The sequence below is a fragment of the Cognatundibacterium crateris genome (assembly GCF_010078235.1).
Taxonomy (GTDB): domain Bacteria; phylum Pseudomonadota; class Gammaproteobacteria; order Burkholderiales; family Burkholderiaceae_D; genus Undibacterium; species Undibacterium crateris.
Genome location: NZ_JAABOS010000004.1, coordinates 365,028 through 381,648, shown reverse-complemented (window position 1 = coordinate 381,648; position 16,621 = coordinate 365,028). Strand labels below are relative to the sequence as shown.

18 protein-coding genes are annotated in these 16,621 nt (G+C 49.5%); 8 read left to right on the top strand and 10 right to left on the bottom strand.

Annotated features, from left to right (window positions below):
• The first annotated feature begins 123 nt into the window (after positions 1-123).
• Positions 124-1,446 carry a TRZ/ATZ family hydrolase gene (locus EYB48_RS10165; protein WP_162020218.1) on the top strand — a complete coding sequence of 441 codons (1,323 nt, stop codon included), beginning with the start codon at positions 124-126 and terminating at the stop codon, positions 1,444-1,446.
• 112 nt (positions 1,447-1,558) lie between these two features.
• The gene (locus EYB48_RS10160; RefSeq protein ID WP_162020217.1) at positions 1,559-3,322 is read left to right on the top strand and encodes a M14 family metallopeptidase; all 1,764 of its coding nucleotides are present in this window, start codon (positions 1,559-1,561) and stop codon (positions 3,320-3,322) included.
• A 47-nt stretch (positions 3,323-3,369) separates the two neighbouring features.
• Here EYB48_RS10160 and EYB48_RS10155 read toward each other — a convergent pair whose 3' ends face one another.
• Together EYB48_RS10155 and EYB48_RS10150 are read right to left on the bottom strand one after the other, a co-directional pair.
• Positions 3,370-4,608 carry a nucleoside recognition domain-containing protein gene (locus EYB48_RS10155; RefSeq protein ID WP_162020329.1) on the bottom strand — a complete coding sequence of 413 codons (1,239 nt, stop codon included), beginning with the start codon at positions 4,606-4,608 and terminating at the stop codon, positions 3,370-3,372.
• Between the two features lie 84 nt (positions 4,609-4,692).
• Positions 4,693-5,352 carry a DUF1345 domain-containing protein gene (locus tag EYB48_RS10150; RefSeq protein ID WP_162020216.1) on the bottom strand — a complete coding sequence of 220 codons (660 nt, stop codon included), beginning with the start codon at positions 5,350-5,352 and terminating at the stop codon, positions 4,693-4,695.
• 192 nt (positions 5,353-5,544) lie between these two features.
• Here EYB48_RS10150 and EYB48_RS10145 point away from each other — a divergent pair, with 192 nt between their 5' ends.
• Genes EYB48_RS10145 through EYB48_RS10135 form a run of 3 tightly spaced genes read left to right on the top strand, consistent with a single transcriptional unit; the run spans position 5,545 to position 7,720 of the window.
• Complete coding sequence (locus EYB48_RS10145; RefSeq protein WP_162020215.1) at positions 5,545-5,865, top strand: hypothetical protein; 321 nt, start codon at positions 5,545-5,547, stop codon at positions 5,863-5,865.
• Positions 5,862-6,710, top strand: a complete 849-nt coding sequence (locus EYB48_RS10140) for an HDOD domain-containing protein (protein ID WP_162020214.1) — start codon at positions 5,862-5,864, stop codon at positions 6,708-6,710. The genes EYB48_RS10145 and EYB48_RS10140 overlap by 4 nt, the downstream gene beginning before the upstream one ends.
• A gap of 38 nt (positions 6,711-6,748) precedes the next feature.
• On the top strand, positions 6,749-7,720 hold the full coding sequence (locus EYB48_RS10135) for a GGDEF domain-containing protein (protein WP_235935019.1): 972 nt from the start codon (positions 6,749-6,751) through the stop codon (positions 7,718-7,720).
• 124 nt (positions 7,721-7,844) lie between these two features.
• Here the strand turns inward: EYB48_RS10135 and EYB48_RS10130 are convergent, their stop codons facing one another.
• The 6 genes from EYB48_RS10130 to EYB48_RS10105 all read right to left on the bottom strand — a co-directional run bounded on the left by EYB48_RS10130 (position 7,845) and on the right by EYB48_RS10105 (position 12,929).
• Positions 7,845-8,519: an OmpW/AlkL family protein gene (locus EYB48_RS10130; protein ID WP_162020213.1), complete on the bottom strand. Its 675-nt coding sequence runs from the start codon at positions 8,517-8,519 to the stop codon at positions 7,845-7,847.
• 17 nt (positions 8,520-8,536) lie between these two features.
• Positions 8,537-10,060 carry an alpha/beta hydrolase family protein gene (locus EYB48_RS10125; RefSeq protein WP_162020212.1) on the bottom strand — a complete coding sequence of 508 codons (1,524 nt, stop codon included), beginning with the start codon at positions 10,058-10,060 and terminating at the stop codon, positions 8,537-8,539.
• A 283-nt stretch (positions 10,061-10,343) separates the two neighbouring features.
• Positions 10,344-10,814 carry a DoxX family protein gene (locus tag EYB48_RS10120; protein ID WP_162020211.1) on the bottom strand — a complete coding sequence of 157 codons (471 nt, stop codon included), beginning with the start codon at positions 10,812-10,814 and terminating at the stop codon, positions 10,344-10,346.
• 126 nt (positions 10,815-10,940) lie between these two features.
• A complete protein-coding gene (locus EYB48_RS10115) occupies positions 10,941-11,744 on the bottom strand; it encodes an HvfC/BufC N-terminal domain-containing protein (protein WP_162020210.1) in 804 nt (267 codons plus the stop codon).
• Positions 11,741-12,607 carry an MNIO family bufferin maturase gene (gene bufB, locus EYB48_RS10110; RefSeq protein ID WP_162020209.1) on the bottom strand — a complete coding sequence of 289 codons (867 nt, stop codon included), beginning with the start codon at positions 12,605-12,607 and terminating at the stop codon, positions 11,741-11,743. The genes EYB48_RS10115 and bufB overlap by 4 nt, the downstream gene beginning before the upstream one ends.
• A gap of 55 nt (positions 12,608-12,662) precedes the next feature.
• Positions 12,663-12,929, bottom strand: coding sequence for a BufA1 family periplasmic bufferin-type metallophore (locus EYB48_RS10105; RefSeq protein WP_162020208.1), 267 nt, complete (start codon positions 12,927-12,929; stop codon positions 12,663-12,665).
• A 258-nt stretch (positions 12,930-13,187) separates the two neighbouring features.
• On the opposite strand from EYB48_RS10105, the gene EYB48_RS10100 reads away from it, so the two are divergent.
• Positions 13,188-13,406, top strand: a complete 219-nt coding sequence (locus EYB48_RS10100) for an RNA-binding S4 domain-containing protein (RefSeq protein ID WP_162020207.1) — start codon at positions 13,188-13,190, stop codon at positions 13,404-13,406.
• A 109-nt stretch (positions 13,407-13,515) separates the two neighbouring features.
• On the opposite strand, the gene EYB48_RS10095 is transcribed toward EYB48_RS10100, so the two are convergent.
• Both EYB48_RS10095 and EYB48_RS10090 read right to left on the bottom strand, forming a co-directional pair.
• Positions 13,516-13,932 (bottom strand): hemerythrin domain-containing protein, encoded by a 417-nt coding sequence (locus EYB48_RS10095; RefSeq protein ID WP_162020206.1) that lies wholly within the window; start codon positions 13,930-13,932, stop codon positions 13,516-13,518.
• 153 nt (positions 13,933-14,085) lie between these two features.
• Positions 14,086-14,286: a YjfB family protein gene (locus EYB48_RS10090; RefSeq protein ID WP_162020205.1), complete on the bottom strand. Its 201-nt coding sequence runs from the start codon at positions 14,284-14,286 to the stop codon at positions 14,086-14,088.
• A gap of 333 nt (positions 14,287-14,619) precedes the next feature.
• Between EYB48_RS10090 and EYB48_RS10085 the strand changes: the two genes are divergently transcribed.
• Both EYB48_RS10085 and EYB48_RS10080 read left to right on the top strand, forming a co-directional pair.
• Positions 14,620-15,744 (top strand): ABC transporter substrate-binding protein, encoded by a 1,125-nt coding sequence (locus tag EYB48_RS10085; protein WP_162020204.1) that lies wholly within the window; start codon positions 14,620-14,622, stop codon positions 15,742-15,744.
• 267 nt (positions 15,745-16,011) lie between these two features.
• Positions 16,012-16,578, top strand: coding sequence for an outer membrane beta-barrel protein (locus EYB48_RS10080; RefSeq protein ID WP_162020203.1), 567 nt, complete (start codon positions 16,012-16,014; stop codon positions 16,576-16,578).
• Positions 16,579-16,621: the final 43 nt, after the last annotated feature.

The following is a 16,621-nucleotide window of genomic DNA, read 5'->3' as shown; positions in this document are numbered from 1 at the left end:
CTGCATTTTACATGCGCAGTGAGCAATATCATTGTTTTACAAGCGAATCAGCTTAGGGAAACAGCTGCATTCAAGAAATTTCTATTCCCGATATAATCCGGCAAACAACTGAAAGTATTCCTCATGACAATTACCTGCCTCCATCCGCACTATCTGATCCCTGTCGAACCAGCGGGCGTCGTGTTGCAACATCATGCACTCGTTATCGAAGGAACGAAAATCCGTGAAATTGCACCCAGCAATGAAGTGCGGCTAGGCTATCCGGATGCAGAACACATAGAGCTAGTCAAGCACTGCATCATGCCTGGCATGGTGAATTTACATGCGCATTCGGCCATGAGCCTTTTGCGTGGACTGGCCGATGATCTGGCACTGATGGACTGGCTGAATCACCACATCTGGCCAGCAGAAAAAAAGCATGTCTCCGACCAGTTCGTGTTCGATGGCACCAGTTTTGCTATCGCAGAAATGCTCAGAGGCGGCACCACCACCGTCAATGATATGTATTTCCATCATGACGCGGTGGCGCGTGCCGGATTGGCCAGCGGCATGCGCACTGTGGTTGGTTGCAGCATTTTGGAATTCCCTACTGGCTATGGTAACAATGCCGATGACTATCTGGAAAAAGCATTGGCGGCCCATCAGCAGTTTGCCGGGCAAGACGGCGTTGACTTCCGCCTGGCTCCGCATGCCCCCTACACCGTAGCCGACAGCACCTTCAGCAAAATTATCGCACTGGCCGAACAACATGGCATGGGGATCCATTGCCACATCCATGAAACCCAGGAAGAAATTCAAGGCAGTCTGGAACAACACGGCAAACGCCCGCTGGAACGCCTGCATCAACTCGGTCTGCTGTCAGCCAATCTGATTGCAGCGCATATGGTGCATACCACTGAAGATGAAATCGCATTATTGGCGCGTCAGGGTGTGCATATCGCCCATAACCCTGCCAGTAATCTGAAACTGGTTTCCGGCTTCGCCAGCATCCACGCAATGCAACAACAGGGCGTGAATGTGGGTATAGGCACGGATGGCGCAGCCAGCAATAACAAGCTGGATCTGCTCGGCGATCTGCGTCTGGCCGCCCTGCTGGCGAAAGCCCAATCAGGCGACCCAACTGCACTGCATGCACACAAAGCTTTGGAAATGGCAACTTTAGCGGGCGCAAGGGCACTGGGCCTGGATAGTCAAATCGGCAGTCTGCTGCCCGGCAAACGCGCGGATCTGATCGCGATTGATCTCGATACGATAGAAACTCAGCCTATGTTCGATCCGGCATCGCAAATTGTGTATGCGGCGGGACGTGAACAGGTAACGCACACCTGGGTCAATGGGCGTTGCCTGATGCGCGAACGCGTATTGACCAGCCTCGACACTCAGCAATTGCTGGACAAAGCAAAGTGGTGGCAACAAAAAATCGTAGAAAACATCACATCCGCCTAAACCGGGAACCAAGCGGGGTGTGCAGGGTCTGAGCCTGCTGTAAGATTGCGTATCGTCAACATTCGACGATACGATTTGACAATCTGTGTTCTCATCATTACCAGGCTCAGCCATGAAATTACTGCCCTTCCTGATCGCCAGTCTCATGACTGGCGGTACTGCCCTCGCCGCAGAAAGCATCACCACACTCGCAGAAAAGTCGCAATTTCAAAAAACCGGTCGCTACGATGAGGTAGAAACTCTGTGCCGGAATTTCCAAAAAAATTATCCTAAATTTGTACGCTGCCAGGAATTTGGCCGCAGTCCCGAAGGACGGCCCTTGCTGGCGATGCTGGTGACCAAAACCGGCGCGCTGACACCACTGGCTGTCAAAGAAAAACAAATCCCGGTCACACTGATACAGGCTGGCATACATGCTGGTGAAATCGATGGAAAAGATGCGGGCTTCTTAGTTCTCAAAGAATTACTGGCACAAAATCAGGGCAGCGATTTGCTCGACAGGCAGGTCTTGTTGTTCGTACCGGTGTTTAATGTTGATGGACACGAACGCTTCGGCAAATGGAATCGTCCAAATCAGCGTGGACCAGAAGAAATGGGATGGCGCACGACAGCACAAAACTTCAACCTGAACCGCGATTACATCAAAGCAGATGCACCTGAAATGCAGGCCATGCTCAGGCTGATCAATCTGTGGGATCCGCTGGTCAGCGCTGATTTACATGTGACGGATGGCGCAAAATTCGAACACGATATTTCAATTCAGGTCGAACCTGTGAATGCGGGCGATGCAGAATTGCGACGCAGCGGTAAAGCCTTACGCGACAGCGTCATCACGGAGCTGGAGAAAAGTGGCTCTTTGCCACAGCCGTTTTATATGTCTTTTGCGGAAGAAGATGATCCGCAATCCGGCTTCATCGATGGCGTCCCCGGCGCGCGCTTTTCGAATGGCTATTTTCTGCTCAGAAATCGCTTTGGCATTTTGGTGGAAACCCATTCCTGGAAAGAGTATGCAACCCGGGTAAAAATCACAAAAAACAGTATTTACGCCATCCTGAATCAGGTAGCGCGTCATGGCAACGAATGGAAAAAACTCGCTGAGCAGGCTGATATGCGTGCCGTCAATGCAGCAGGTAACAAGCTGCCAGTCACTTACAAAACGACTGAGAACTACAAACAAATCAATTTCCGTGGCTATGCTTATACACGTACCATGTCTGAGATATCAGGCGCGCTGATGACGCGCTATGACGAAAGCAAACCACAGTTATGGAAAGTCAAACTGCGCGACGAGGTTATCCCTGACGCACAGATACAATTACCTGCAGGCGGCTACCTGGTACCTGCCGCCTATGCCAAACCGGTGCTGGAAAAACTCAGGCTGCATGGCATACAGTTTCAGTCTCTGAGCGCACCACTCAGTGATGTTGCGGTAGAACGCTTTCAAACCAGCCAGGCGAAATTTGCCAGCCACTCCTTTGAGTCACATCAGCAATTGAAGCTACAAGGCGAATGGAAAACCGCGACTGCTAATTTTGGCAAAGCCTCATTATTCATTCCGTCGGCACAACCAAAGTCAGCGTTGGTTGCCACATTATTCGAACCCGCCTCGGCAGACGCATTGGTCAACTGGGGCATGTTCAATAACGCCTTTGAACAAAAAGAATACATGGAAGCTTATGTGGCGGAAGACGTCGCCAGAGAACAGCTGGCGGCAGATCCGGAACTGAAAAAAGAATTTGCGCAAAAGTTGAAGTCTGATCCGGCCTTTGCCAAAAATCCGGCCGCACGGCTGGAGTTTTTCGCAAAACGTCACAGTTCCTGGGATCAGAATTACCAGCAATATCCGGTCTACAAAACCAGCATCATTCCCAAATAAGTCCTGAGCAAGCAGCCATCACTATGATGGCTGCTTCGTTGATCAGCTCAATGAAAAAACAGGTAAGCAACAAAAATCGCAGCGATCACGCCAGCAAAATCTGCGATCAGACCAACCGAAATCGCATAGCGGGTCTTACGTATACCAACCGATCCAAAATACAATGCGACGATGTAAAAGGTCGTGTCAGCTGAACCCTGAAATATACAGGTCAGCCTGCCCACAAAGGAATCAACACCATAGGTTTTCATGGCGTCCACCATCAATGCACGTGAACCACTGCTGCTGAACGGCTTCATTAACGCAGTCGGCAAAGCAGAAGTAAAATCGGTATTGATACCCAACCGTGAAAACAGCCAGGTAAAGCCTGAGACCACCATACCCAGCACACCGGCATTGCGTAACACACCGATGGCCACCAGCATGCCAACCAGATAGGGAATGATAGTCAGTGAAGTTTGCATCCCCCCCTTCGCCCCTTCTATGAATGCTTCATACACATTCACTTTTTTTCGCATGGCCCCGAGTATGAAGACAACGATGATGGAGAACAGCAGCAGATTACTGCTGACTTTCGAGAAAACTTCGATCTCAGTCCGGTTCATGAAATGACTCATATACCAGACCAAACTGATGATGGCGGCACTGATACCACCTAACCATCCCAGCACTACCCGGTTCAGCAGATTAATGCGCTGACAAATGGCGACGGCGATCAGACCGACTATCGTAGCGACGTAGGTAGCGATCAGGCAGGGAATGAAAATATCCGAAGGATTTTGCGCCCCCAGGATGGCACGTTGCGCCATGATAGAAAGCGGTATCAGAGTCAGGCCGGAAGTATGCAGTACCAGGAACATAATCTGCGCATCGGTCGCCTCGTCCTTATTCGGATTCAAGGTCTGCAAACTCTCCATCGCTTTCAGCCCAAACGGCGTGGCGGCATTGTCCAGCCCCAATAAATTCGCCGAAAAGTTCATTACCATATGTCCGTTGGCCGGATGATCGGCAGGCACGCCAGGAAAAATCCGCGAAAAAAACGGACCTATGATGCGCGCAAAAAACTGGATGGCACCTGCTTTTTCTCCGACATTCATAATACCCAGCCACAGCGTCATCACCCCCGCCAGTGGCAATGCGATGTCCATCACACCCATACGGGCAGATTCAAACGTACCATCCATAATGCGTTTGAAAACGTCGACATCGCCGAAAACAAGGAATTGCAACAGAGAGGCAAGAAAGCTGATCAGAAAAAAACTGATCCAGATATAGTTAAGTAGCATGCGTTCACTTGAGAAAAAATATCCATTGATGCCATTGAACATCAGGAAAGACACAGGCATAGCACCTGTGCAAAAATGCCTGCGTCAAGCGCTGACCAGGCTGGCGGCGATATTAATCGAAAAACCAAGTATCGCGACATTAAAGAAGAAACTCAGTACAGATTGAAATAAAACTGTTTTACGCGCACTGCCAGACATCACACTGACATCTGAAGTCTGCGCTGCGACTGCAATAGTGAAAGAAAAATACAGGAAATCCCAGAAATCCGGAATACACTCCAGATCCGGGAACTTCAAGGCACGCTGCTGCTCCGGTGAGGCATAAAACAATAAAGCGTAATGAAAGCTAAAGACTACCGGCACCAGTGCCCAGGCCCCGATCACAGTCACACCTGTCAGCGCATAATGGTAGAACTTCACCTCGGCTGCCGCTCCCTGTATGCCTGCCAATTCAATCACAATGGCAGCCAGACTGATGCTGGCGCAAACAGAAATCAGGGTCAGGATTGCGACTGCGCTTTCATCTTCTTTCTCGGCCATCTCCATCACTTGCTCTGGCCTTGCACGTGACATCATCCACCCCATCAGCACCAGATAAGTCCAGGCAGTAACATCCCAGCTCAACAAGACGCGCGTCGACATGCGCCAGCTCTCAGGCCACAAGACACTGCTGAACATCCCCAAAAATATGGCCAGCATTAAGCGCGGCCGCCTGACAGACTGCAACGATGTCCAGATACGCATTATTTCCCCAGCTTCCTATTTGCAGCAGATCATAACAAATTGCACATAATTGGGGCTAGGCATTGCGAAGTTTGTCATATATGCTCATATTAATGGTTTGCAATAATAAGTAGGCAAGCTAAGCACTTCGCAATCTGAACCCCGAACGGGTTGTCTGGCAGCAGCACAGCCCGTAAAGACGGAGGCAAAACAATGAGCAAGCACAGTCGCTATCTCCCACTGAATAAGCTCGAGGCAGGCATGGTACTGGCGGATGACCTGCTCGACAAGATGGGACACGTTTTACTGCCTGCGGGCGTCAGCCTGACGGAGGCTACCATCAAGGCAATCGCCCACCATGACGTGCATTTACTTAGCATAGTCGCTGAAGCCGGTGAGCAGAAAGTGGATGCGGAGGAACTGCAGCACCAGCTAAAGCGCTTAGACTATTTGTTCCGGCATGCTACCGAAGAAGGCGCGATGCAGACACTTAAACAATTCATCGTGCATTATCGCGAGGGACTCGCATCATGAGCAATATCGAGACGACAGGGATGAGTGAAATCATTCGTCACATCCGGGATCTGCCAACTTTGCCCGAGGTCGCCCACGAGCTACTTGCCGACCTCAGTAATGATGAATCCAGCATGGATAGCATGAATGAAAAAATTGCTATGGACCAATCCATTACAGCCAAAATTCTGCGTCTGGCAAACTCCTCCCATTTCGGCACCAACTCCAGAGTCGTCACCATACAGCAAGCAACTGCCTTACTTGGCGTCAGAAATATAAAGAATGTGATCCGTACTTCTGTCATGTCACGTCAATTCCCAATAGTTAACTGCCCTGGCTTTGATTTTCGTTCTTTCTGGCGCCATAGCACTGCTACAGCGGTCTGCGCCGAACTAATTTCACGTGCCCTGCATATGAAGCATGACTTTGCATTCACGGCCGGATTGCTGCATGACATAGGGCGACTGGTGCTGGTGACGCATAATCCATCTGCCTATGCGCAAGTCATTCAAACCAAAGTCACACTGGATTGCGCGCTGATCGAAGCAGAAAACAGTGTTTTACAGACGAATCATGTCGAAGCCGGGCTGGCACTAGCACAACACTGGCACTTCGCAGAAGCGGTGCAGGATGCGATACGCGGCCACCACCAGCCAGACCTGGAAGATATTCATCCGCTCGCCTCGGTCATCCACGTTGCTAACAGTATGGTGCATGCGCTGGATCTGAATGGCCAGGAAAATGATGCAGTCCCCTTGCTGTCGCAGCAAGCTTGGGATACGCTAGCTCTGGATGAAAAAGAATGCCTGAGTATTTTCCGGGAAACTGAAATGCGCTGTGAAGCACTGAATCAAATTTTTTTGTGAGTACTATGTATCTGGATAAATCAATGTTGGAACAGTTAATGGTTTTCAATCAAACGCATTACCGGGTCGAAGATATACAGTTATTCCGCGATATTCCTGAACAAAATTTACCACTGATCCGCCACATTCTGAGTCACTGCGCGGTAGTCAGCGCCAGAACCGGACAAATCGTGCTTGATGCCAATAGCTCAGGCTCACGACTGTATGTGGTATTGCAAGGCGCACTCGGTATCAGTAAGCTCAACGACGATAATAATCATATCGAAAATACGATTACTCAATACCTGCCCGGAGAATGCGTAGGTGAGCTATCGGTGCTGGATGAAGAAACCCACTCTGCCACCGTCACTGCGATACAGGACAGTGAATTGCTGGTGATAGAAGCAGAAACAATGTGGCGTCTGATTGAAGAGTCCAATGGCGTCGCCAGGAATCTGCTGCAACTGCTGTCGTTCCGGATACGTGCAGCCAATGCGCAGATACGCAGTCGCCAGAAGGTGGGCGAATTCTATCGCCAATTATCGATGGTCGACGGCTTAACCGGACTACATAACCGTGCATGGCTCAACAGCCAGCTGCCTGCCTTGGTACAACAGGCGCAGGCCAGCGCTACCCCGCTCAGCATCATACTGGTCGACCTGGATCACTTTAAGCGCTTCAATGATACCTATGGACATGTATTGGGTGACGATGCACTGCAAACTGCTGCCAAGGTATTGAATGCAGGCCTCAGGCCGACCGACTTTGCAGCCCGCTATGGTGGCGAGGAAATGATGGTAATCCTACCTGGAACAGCGCAAAAACAAGCGTTTACGGTTGCGCAAAGGCTGTGTAACAGGTTGGCTAAGGCCAGGGTCTTTCATGAACACAATAAGGCGCTACCACACATTACAGGCTCATTTGGTGTCGCGACCCTGAGCGAGGAGCAAGACTACAGCGCATTGATAGAAGCAGCAGATCAAGCCTTATACCGCGCCAAAGAGGCGGGACGCAATCAGGTAGCCGTGTAAGACTGCGACCGGCAGCTTACCATCATCCAGAGACTGTAAAAGATTTGGCGGGCTAAAACAAAAAAAACCCGGATACGACTGATGCGTATCCGGGTTTTTTATTTTTTATGACTCAGGACTGGAATTACCAGAAGCTATAGCCAACACCTACCGCAACCACAACAGGCTTAAAGTCAACCGTAGTTTTACGTTCAATACTACCTGTTATTGCTGTCATATCCGTTTTCACTTTAGCTGTTGCGACAGAAGCAGTCACAGACCAGCGTTCGTTCAACTGATAAGTCGCACCAACCTGAGCCGCCAGACCAAACGAACTTGTCAGGTTCAGCTTAGTTGGTCCGCCTACAGCGATGTCGTTTAATGGTGTGGTTTTAGCATCAAAGAACTGTGTGTAATTGATACCCAGACCGACAAAAGGACGGAAACTTGAGCTCGGCGCACCGAACTTATAGTTCACAAATACCGTCGGTGCGCGTTGCTTCACACGAGCAATCACACCGTATGGTGCCAATACGCCACGACCATAGACCTCATGCTCTGGCGGCAAGCCAGCAACGAAATCCAGCTCAAAGTTATCGTTGAGTTTTTTGGTCAGACCAAACAACAGCGTTTTCGCATTGCCGACTGTCAGACCCGCAGGCTGAGGCGTCAGAAATGCAGGACCGTTACTGGTGAAATCTGGCGATTCTGAGTGAATATTGATACCAATCACACCACCACGCACAGTATAGTCGTAAGCAAACGCTGAGCTGGAAGCGAGGGCAAACAAAGCGGCCGCAGCCAATTTAGTTTTCATCATTTGAGTGATCTCCACGCTTATTTAGCCAAAACTTGTTGGAAGAAGCCACGTGCTGCAGCATTGCAGAATGGTGGAACTAAAGTGCCGTGATAAGCGCTTGCGATTGCCTGAGTCGGATCCTGCTTTGCAGCGATAGCAGCATCGATCGCTGCCTTTTTAGTTTGCGCGAAGCCAACTTTAGCAGCTGCAAATGGGTCACTTACACCAGTCGGAGCAGAGTCCACGTCTAACACGGTTAGGGCAGCGGAAGGCAAGCCTTTTGCGAGGAAATAGCCAGCTGTTGCTTGAGTGCTCACAAAGAAGACGGTTGGATCTGCATTGCCACCGCACAGCATGGTTGGCACTTGAGGTACGTAGTTACGTAAGTCATTCTTAACACCGGCTTTACGCAATCCGTTAGCAGGAGCGCAGTTCAATGGATCAGCAGGGTTTGCGCCGCAAGGATTTTGCACCAGGTCAGCAACATAGGCATTGCGATAGCTGGTTTTAACCAGATTTCCTGCACCAAAGAATGCACCGAATCCAGGCTTTGCGGCTGGCAGCGAGTCGGCTGCAAACATCGCCAGTTGTGGCAATTTACCTGTAGTAAACAACTCACTGAAGCTCAGGCTGCCTGGCAGTAAGGACTCGATTCCTGTAGCGTATTTATCTTCGTAGATGTCGCCTGGAGAGTTGTAAATACCGCCATAAGACTTCTGGAAACTGGTCGTCAACATTGGTGTAAATACAGTACCGCCAGCATTAGGCGCGCCACCGAATACAGCATCGCCCAACATTGCCAGTGCATATGGACCGGACATACCAGCAAGAGCACTTACTTTAAATTCAGAAGCGTAAGTTGTCTGCATTGCGCGCTGGGTTGCCATCGCAACGTGACCACCTTGAGAATAGCCAGTCAGTACCAGCTTACCGGAGTCTTGGGCACCAATCACAGGGAAAGCCTTGCGTGCAGCACGCAGGGAATCAACCATATCGTTGGCTTGCTGTTCTGCATTCAGATAAGGATGGTAGCTCAGTGAAGAAACGTCGTAACCCGCATAGTTAGACGCAACTACGATAAAGCCTTGAGCCGCATACATAGCAGCGACCAGGGTGGCTTCCTGGTTGTCACGCAGATTCGACATATTGAAAGCCTTGTCGGTCGTAGTTCCATGTGCGTACAGCAGAACCGGACGTGGGCCGGTACAGGCTGGATCGCTACCGGATGGAACCATAATCGCGCCAGTCGCATTGGTAGGTTCGTTCGCTCCACCAACGGTAATGTATTTCATGTAGTAAGTGGAAATTTCGCACTTAGGCACGCCAGTCAGCTGCGTGAAGCCTGGCTTAGCTGCCTCTAACATGCCCTTAAAGACAACCGGATCCAGCTTAGTGACAGCTGTACCATTCGCCTGAGGAATCGGTACCAGATTAGGTGGATTTGCAACCAGAGTACCACGTGCCATCGAATTGTCGACGGCTGGGCCTGGGGTGCCACTGCCACCGCAAGCAGATAAAACTGCAGCGGATATCAGTGTCAGCATTACTGAATGTTGACGCATTGTTGTCTCCTGTAAGAATTATGTTTGTAAGTCACAAGAAGCGCACGCTTGTTTATTACCATGTAATGGCACGAGCGTTCTAAAAACTCACATGAAGTATCGCATCAGGTCAAATAGCTGAATAGATTTAATTACAAATCTAGAGTAAATACTCTTAAATTATTTTTTCCCCTAAATCAGCATTGACCTTTGGTAAGGGATGCGCATTATAGACCTGCTCACAAAAAAATCAATGCCAGCACAATGCAGCCAAATCTGGCTTAAATCAAATTGCGTGCTAATACTATGCAGATTTGGACGAAGCGTTTTTAAAGAATCCATCCAGACTCAGTCGCCCTGGTCCCATTACTATCATCAGCAGCAACATTCCGCCCCAATAAAAATGGTCGCGAATTGCTGCTGGGCAGTCCAGAGTCCACAACAAAGGATAGGAGATCACCGCCATCAGATTCACCATGAATAACCCGCATGCTGCAGGACGGGAAAACAAGCCGGCAATCAGAAACAGTGGCAACACTAATTCCCCCGCTGTTCCCAGCAGCGCCGCCAGTTCCGGAGATAGCAAAGGTACCTGATATTCTTCCCTGAACAAGGACAGCGTCAACTCCCAGTCCTGGACCTTCAACAGTCCCGCCTTAAAGAATTGCCAGGCTACAAAGCAGCGTATTGCTAGCAAGGCCAAGGGCTGCAACCATTGCTGCATGCGATTTCCGAATTCATTTTCCAGCCCGGCGGCTAATTTAAATATGTTCATGGTGTGTTCCGATTTCGATTTCACGTAGGATCTGCATTGCTTATTCTGGGAACAACTTGCAACTTCACTGCATTGCAGCAAATCACCAAAAAACAATGCTATTGAATTATGAAAAGCTAATTAGATTTATTGAGTCAGGACATCAGCAAAACAGCCCCAGTCCAGCCATTGCCGTAAGCCTTGGGCCACATCGAAATCAGCCTGGGCCTGTAAAGCAACTTCAAATGCCTGCTCCAGACTTACCCCGCTTTGTATCTGCTCCAATGCCAGCCAAGCCGGCTCTTCGATGCGATGTACCTGGATCTTCCAGTTGACGCGACTCAGCACGCCTAAATTCCGCTCCAAATTTACTGGCAACAACAGTTCATGTTGATCTGGGTCGGCTTTTTCACTTGTCTCTTGGTGCGCAAGCCAGACATCGATTGCGCCTGACTCCGAACGGAATAACTGACATGCCGGATGAAGCACAGGTCTGACAGCGGTCAGTTCCTGCTCCATTTCGCCAGCTTTTCGAATCAAATCAGTCAGTGACAAGGCAGCCGCATTTGTCGCGAAATAAGCCCTATGCACTTGCCATTCCAGGCGCGCCACATCCACAAAATACGCATATTTTGGATCCAGTTCAGCCTCACCCAAAAAGCGTGCTAAGGCAGCGCCAAAGCGATGCATATCACCGGAATCAGACGGATGCGCCAGCGCAAACGCCTTGGCCATTTGTGCAAAAAAATCTTCGCCAACCAGACATCTGAGCACCGGATACGCGGACTCCAATGCGCGCAGCGTCAGCGCAGCATAATTGCCGCGATAGATGGCCAACCTGTCCTGCAACTCGGTATGAGGCTGAAGCTGAGGTAATAAATCAGGCACCTGCTGTACATTTTGCAATGCCCTGGCAAAGCTTTGTTGCAACTCAAACAGTTCTGGCTTCATGAGCTCACCTCAGCCAGCTGCGGTGCAGACAGTTGCCTTGCCTTAGTCGCCTCTTCAAGCAACACATGCAAGTCAGGAATATCCGTATCCCATTCAATAAGAACAGGAACCTGGTAAGACAATTGCTGACAGGCTAATTGATACAGATTCCAGACCTGATCATGAACACAGCTGCCATGATGATCAATCAGGCAAGTTCCGGCATCCAAATGTCCGGCCAGATGTATCTCCCCTACTGTACTAGCAGGCAAGTCTGCGTAAATCCGTAACGCTTCAATGGCACTCTCACCATGATTGACCTGATTGACATATAAGTTATTTATATCCAACAAAACACCACAGCCTGTTTTGTGAACCAGCTCTGCGAGAAATGCAGCTTCACTCATCTGATCAGCAGCAAAACGCACATAGGTGGACACATTTTCAATCAGCACCCGGCGCTGCAGCACATCCTGCATGCGATCTACGCGCTCGCACATTAATTGCAAGGCGACACTGCTTAAGGGTAAAGGGAGTAAGTCATTCAGAAAGTGATTGTGCACAGCATTCCAGCACAAGTGCTCGGACACCAGGCCAGGCTCTACTCTGTCTATCAATCGTTTCAGACCTTGCAGATGCTGTTCCTGCCCTGCACCGGTGGCAGATGCCGAGCCTAACCCCATGCCTACACCGTGCAGACTGATGGGGTAATCCTTGCGTAGCACTTCTAACACATGCAAATCATATCCGCCGTCTCCCATATAGTTTTCAGTATGGACCTCTAACCAATCTACCGCCTGTGGAGCGTTTAAAAAATCCCGGTAGTGACAAGTTCTGAGACCTACACCAAAACCTTCGATAGCAGTTGCGGATGATGATTGCATGTGAGCTTGCTTAAAAAACGGACAAATGAAAAATCAGTGTGTGATGTCTGACGGGTCAGCTTTTTGGCGCTTCAGTTTTACCGCCCATTTTTTCGCAAGAACCGGCAGGTACTTTTTTCCATTCATTAGGATCATTATCTTTTTTTGCCTGTCCTGCGCAGGAATGGCTACCGGTTTTAGTCGCGCAGTCATTCTGACCGGCTTTTGCAACGCCATAACATTTTTCAGTTTTTGCCGGTGCTTTCGCATCATCCGCGGCCACTGCAACAGCCGAAGTGACCAAACCAGCCAATGCTATTGCGATCAAAGCTTTGTTACTCATCTCTATCTCCTAAATTAAAAAAGGGAACCTGCAAGCCTTAGTCGCCTGGCTCGCCGGATTACTTACACACAAAGAAAAAAAATTTTCTATGCTTAGAAAACATCCTACTATGAATGTACATGTTTGCAAGTCAGATCCTACCGCTAAATCCTGTATCTCTTGCATCAGTCTGCACCTGTCAGAATAGGAAAAGTTTGAACAGTCCCGCCTGAATTTTGGTGTATCCTTGCGCACTTTCTGAATTAATTGAGTATAGATATGAGTCAGCAGATCAGCTTCGCCCTGGAGGGGGAATTTATAGAATTAAACCAGTTACTCAAAGTAGCTGGATTGTGTGACAGCGGTGGTGCCGGGAAAATGATCGTTGCCAGCGGCGATGTGCGCGTAGATGGACAACAGGAATTGAGGAAAACGGCAAAAATCCGCGCAGGTCAGCGCGTACAGTTAGGTGACATTGTGATCACTGTACATGCCTGAGACCAGAGCATAATGAAATCAAACTGTTCATATCAGACCTTATCTGCACAGTTTGATATGAACAGATGATGCTGGCTGTTGTGCATACAGTGCCAACAGCCAGTGAATTTCAGGCTGTCACAGCGCTTGCTTCTTTTTGCAATGCCGCCATATGCCTGGCCAGCATGTTATCCATTGTATCCACATGGTGCTCAAACCAGTGTGGCAATTCTTCTGCCAGTCGGGTACCCAACTCGCTATCACCAGCTTCGCAGCGCAGACGCACTTCGCGCATAATCTCTAACACGGCATTGTGTTCCTGCTCGTGACATCCCTTAGGTGGGAAATCTGTCTCGGCCATCCAGGTATTTTCCTGTTCAAAGTGCGCTACTGAATGTTCTATTAAGGCATCCAGACGTTGCAGAAAAGTCGCCGGATTATCCTCCGATAACGCCGCGCACAGCTCGACAAACTCCTGGTGTGTTTCATCCATTGCCGGATATGGCAAACTCAGTCTGTCCGACCATCCCCATTGCACTTCAGCCATAGCATTCCTCTCATACATAAACAGACCATACCGGGTCACAAAGCGGAATTATGAAGGAAGCGCGAGGGTTTTGCTTGCGCAAAATCACGGGCATAAAAGAAAAACAGCGCACAAGATGTGCGCTGTTTTGAGCCAATCAGATCCGTTCCGAGATCAGGCTGTGGTATTCACGTTACGACCAAGATGAGATGGCAGATTCGAAGTCGCCTTATTATCCGGTATCGCCTCTATCAGTGCGGTTGCACTCTCTGCCTGAATATCGTTTGCCTTTTTCAGCACAGCAATACTGACAGCCTGACTAGTACCAACCTCAGCCAACGTTGTTGCAACGTTGGCAATTCCTTTGATATCCATGACAATCCCCCTTATCCGTACACCTCTTTAACGGCTACGAAACAGGTCGACTTAAGTCTTTTTCGAAAATAATTTTCGATGCAATGCAACATATCAAAAAATATCTATAGGACTTACGCAAAATTGTCCCAACAAGGCATGGCGACGCAGGCAGTACGCACAGTACGACAAGGAGCCATAACGCAGCTGGGGCGGTTTTGCGTAAGTTCTAATCTATCTGCACGGTATCGATTTAACACCACTCAGGCAACAAGCATGCAACGAACAGTCACCTGCGCGTCATATTTGACAGGCAAACTTTCCGCATTGCACCAATTTACTTAGCCCGAGCTTATGAAAATCTTACTAAAAAAATGTCTCGCACTTTCCCTGCTTAGCACCACCCTCGTCAGCAACAGTCTGCAAGCGCAGGATAACCCTATCGTTGTTGGACACGCCATCGATCTTTCTGGCACCAATTCCAGTCTGGGTCGGGATTATGTAGCCGGCATCACTACCTATTTCGACAGCATTAACCGTTCGGGCGGCATCAATGGACGTAAAGTCAAATACCTGGTCAGGGATGACCAGGGGAATCCGCAACAATCTGCGAAAGCAGTATCGGAACTGTTGGATAAAGACAAAGCAGAGTATTTACTGGGTGGCGTCGGTGCTGGCGTAACCGATGCAGTTGTCAACTCGCCTCGCTTCGCACAAAGCAATATGACTTTGTTTGCACCGCTGGTCGGCTCAGCGAAAAATTACGGCAATCGCGTCCTGTTCTGGCGCCCGACGCCTGAACAAGAGATGCAATACATTTTTTCCTATTTTGACAAACTGGGCATTAAACAGGTTGGCATTGCCCTGCAAAACAACAGCATCAATCACGAGATGTATCAATATGTGGTGTCTGAAGTCAAACGCCGCAACATGACACTCAGCGGCGTTGCCAAGATTTCCGATACGCCGGCGGATATGACGCGCGAAGCCACCGCACTGGCCAAGGCCACCCCAAATATCGTAATTACTGTTGCTGATACCGTTGCGACCGGCTTATTTCTCAAAGAATTCCGCAAACATGCGCCGCGTACTTTTGTGGCGGGCATGTCTACGATTAACCTGGATACGCTGGCTGAAATCGCAGGACCGACATCGTTGGAATGGACAGTTTTTTCGCAGGTTGTCCCCAATCCGCAAGGAAAAAAATCTGTGATTCAAATTGATCATAGCAATATGATGAAGAAATTCCGTGATGAAGATATTTCATCCCTGACTTTCGAAGGCTTTATGGTTGCGAAAACACTCAGCAAAGCCATACAGATGTCAAAACCCGGTCGTGACGGCCTTCAGGCTATCGCCAGCCAGCGTACGCCGATCGATCTGGGTGGCGTGATACTAACCCCGACAGAAAACAGCTTCCATTTGTCCAGTTATGTCGATGTGGCTTTATTCCGTAAAGGTGGCGGATTATTGTTTTAGAGCCTCACACAACATCAGACCGAGCAAGTCCTGCCCCTCCATCAATTACCCTCCCCCGCGCAGCGCCATGCTTACAGGCGCTGCCGCATCGGCAGCAGTTACAATTTCTCACAAGAAATATTTACAGCAAGGCTGCATACTCTTTGACAGCCGGACGCCCCCATTGTTAGTATCCCGTACTTTTGCGTCCGCATGGTTCAGTTTTCGCACATAACGATGTGCCAGTGACCTGCGGTTCATTCCGTTTTATTCGCTAGCCCAACTGCAATGCGCTTCTCCCGACAATCTGCCCTCACCTGCCTGCTTTCACTTTGCCTGACCCTGCTTAGCGCTACCGCTTCAGCCCAAACTTATCTGGGTGTCTCAGGAGGTAAAATGTCGACTAATCTGAGTTGCAAGAACAGCTGCCAGACATCGGCTTCCAATCTACGGCTGTATGCCGGAGCCGACCTGAACAGCAACTGGAGCATAGAGAGTCAGCTCCATACCTCTGGTGAACTGAAGGGCACATTTTCCAGTGCAGGCCAGTATGCGAATGCTACTGTCACGACCAAAGCAATTGATCTCACCGCCATGTACCGCTGGCGAATGAATGACAGATTCGCACTGTTCAGCCGCGCCGGGCTCACGTATACCATCAGCGACGTAAAAAATACCAGCACGTCCAGTTCATCACGTTATAAGTCCCTGAAGCCCATAGTTGGCGCGGGTTTGGCCTATGCGATCACCCCACTCACTTACCTGCGTGGTGAATTGGATATTAAACAGGCGCGCGTTGATGGTCGCAACACGACAATTACCGGATTCGGCATAGGCATACAAAGCGCATTCTGAGCCACTGATTTCAATCTGAAAGCAGTATAAAAAATCCCGGCTC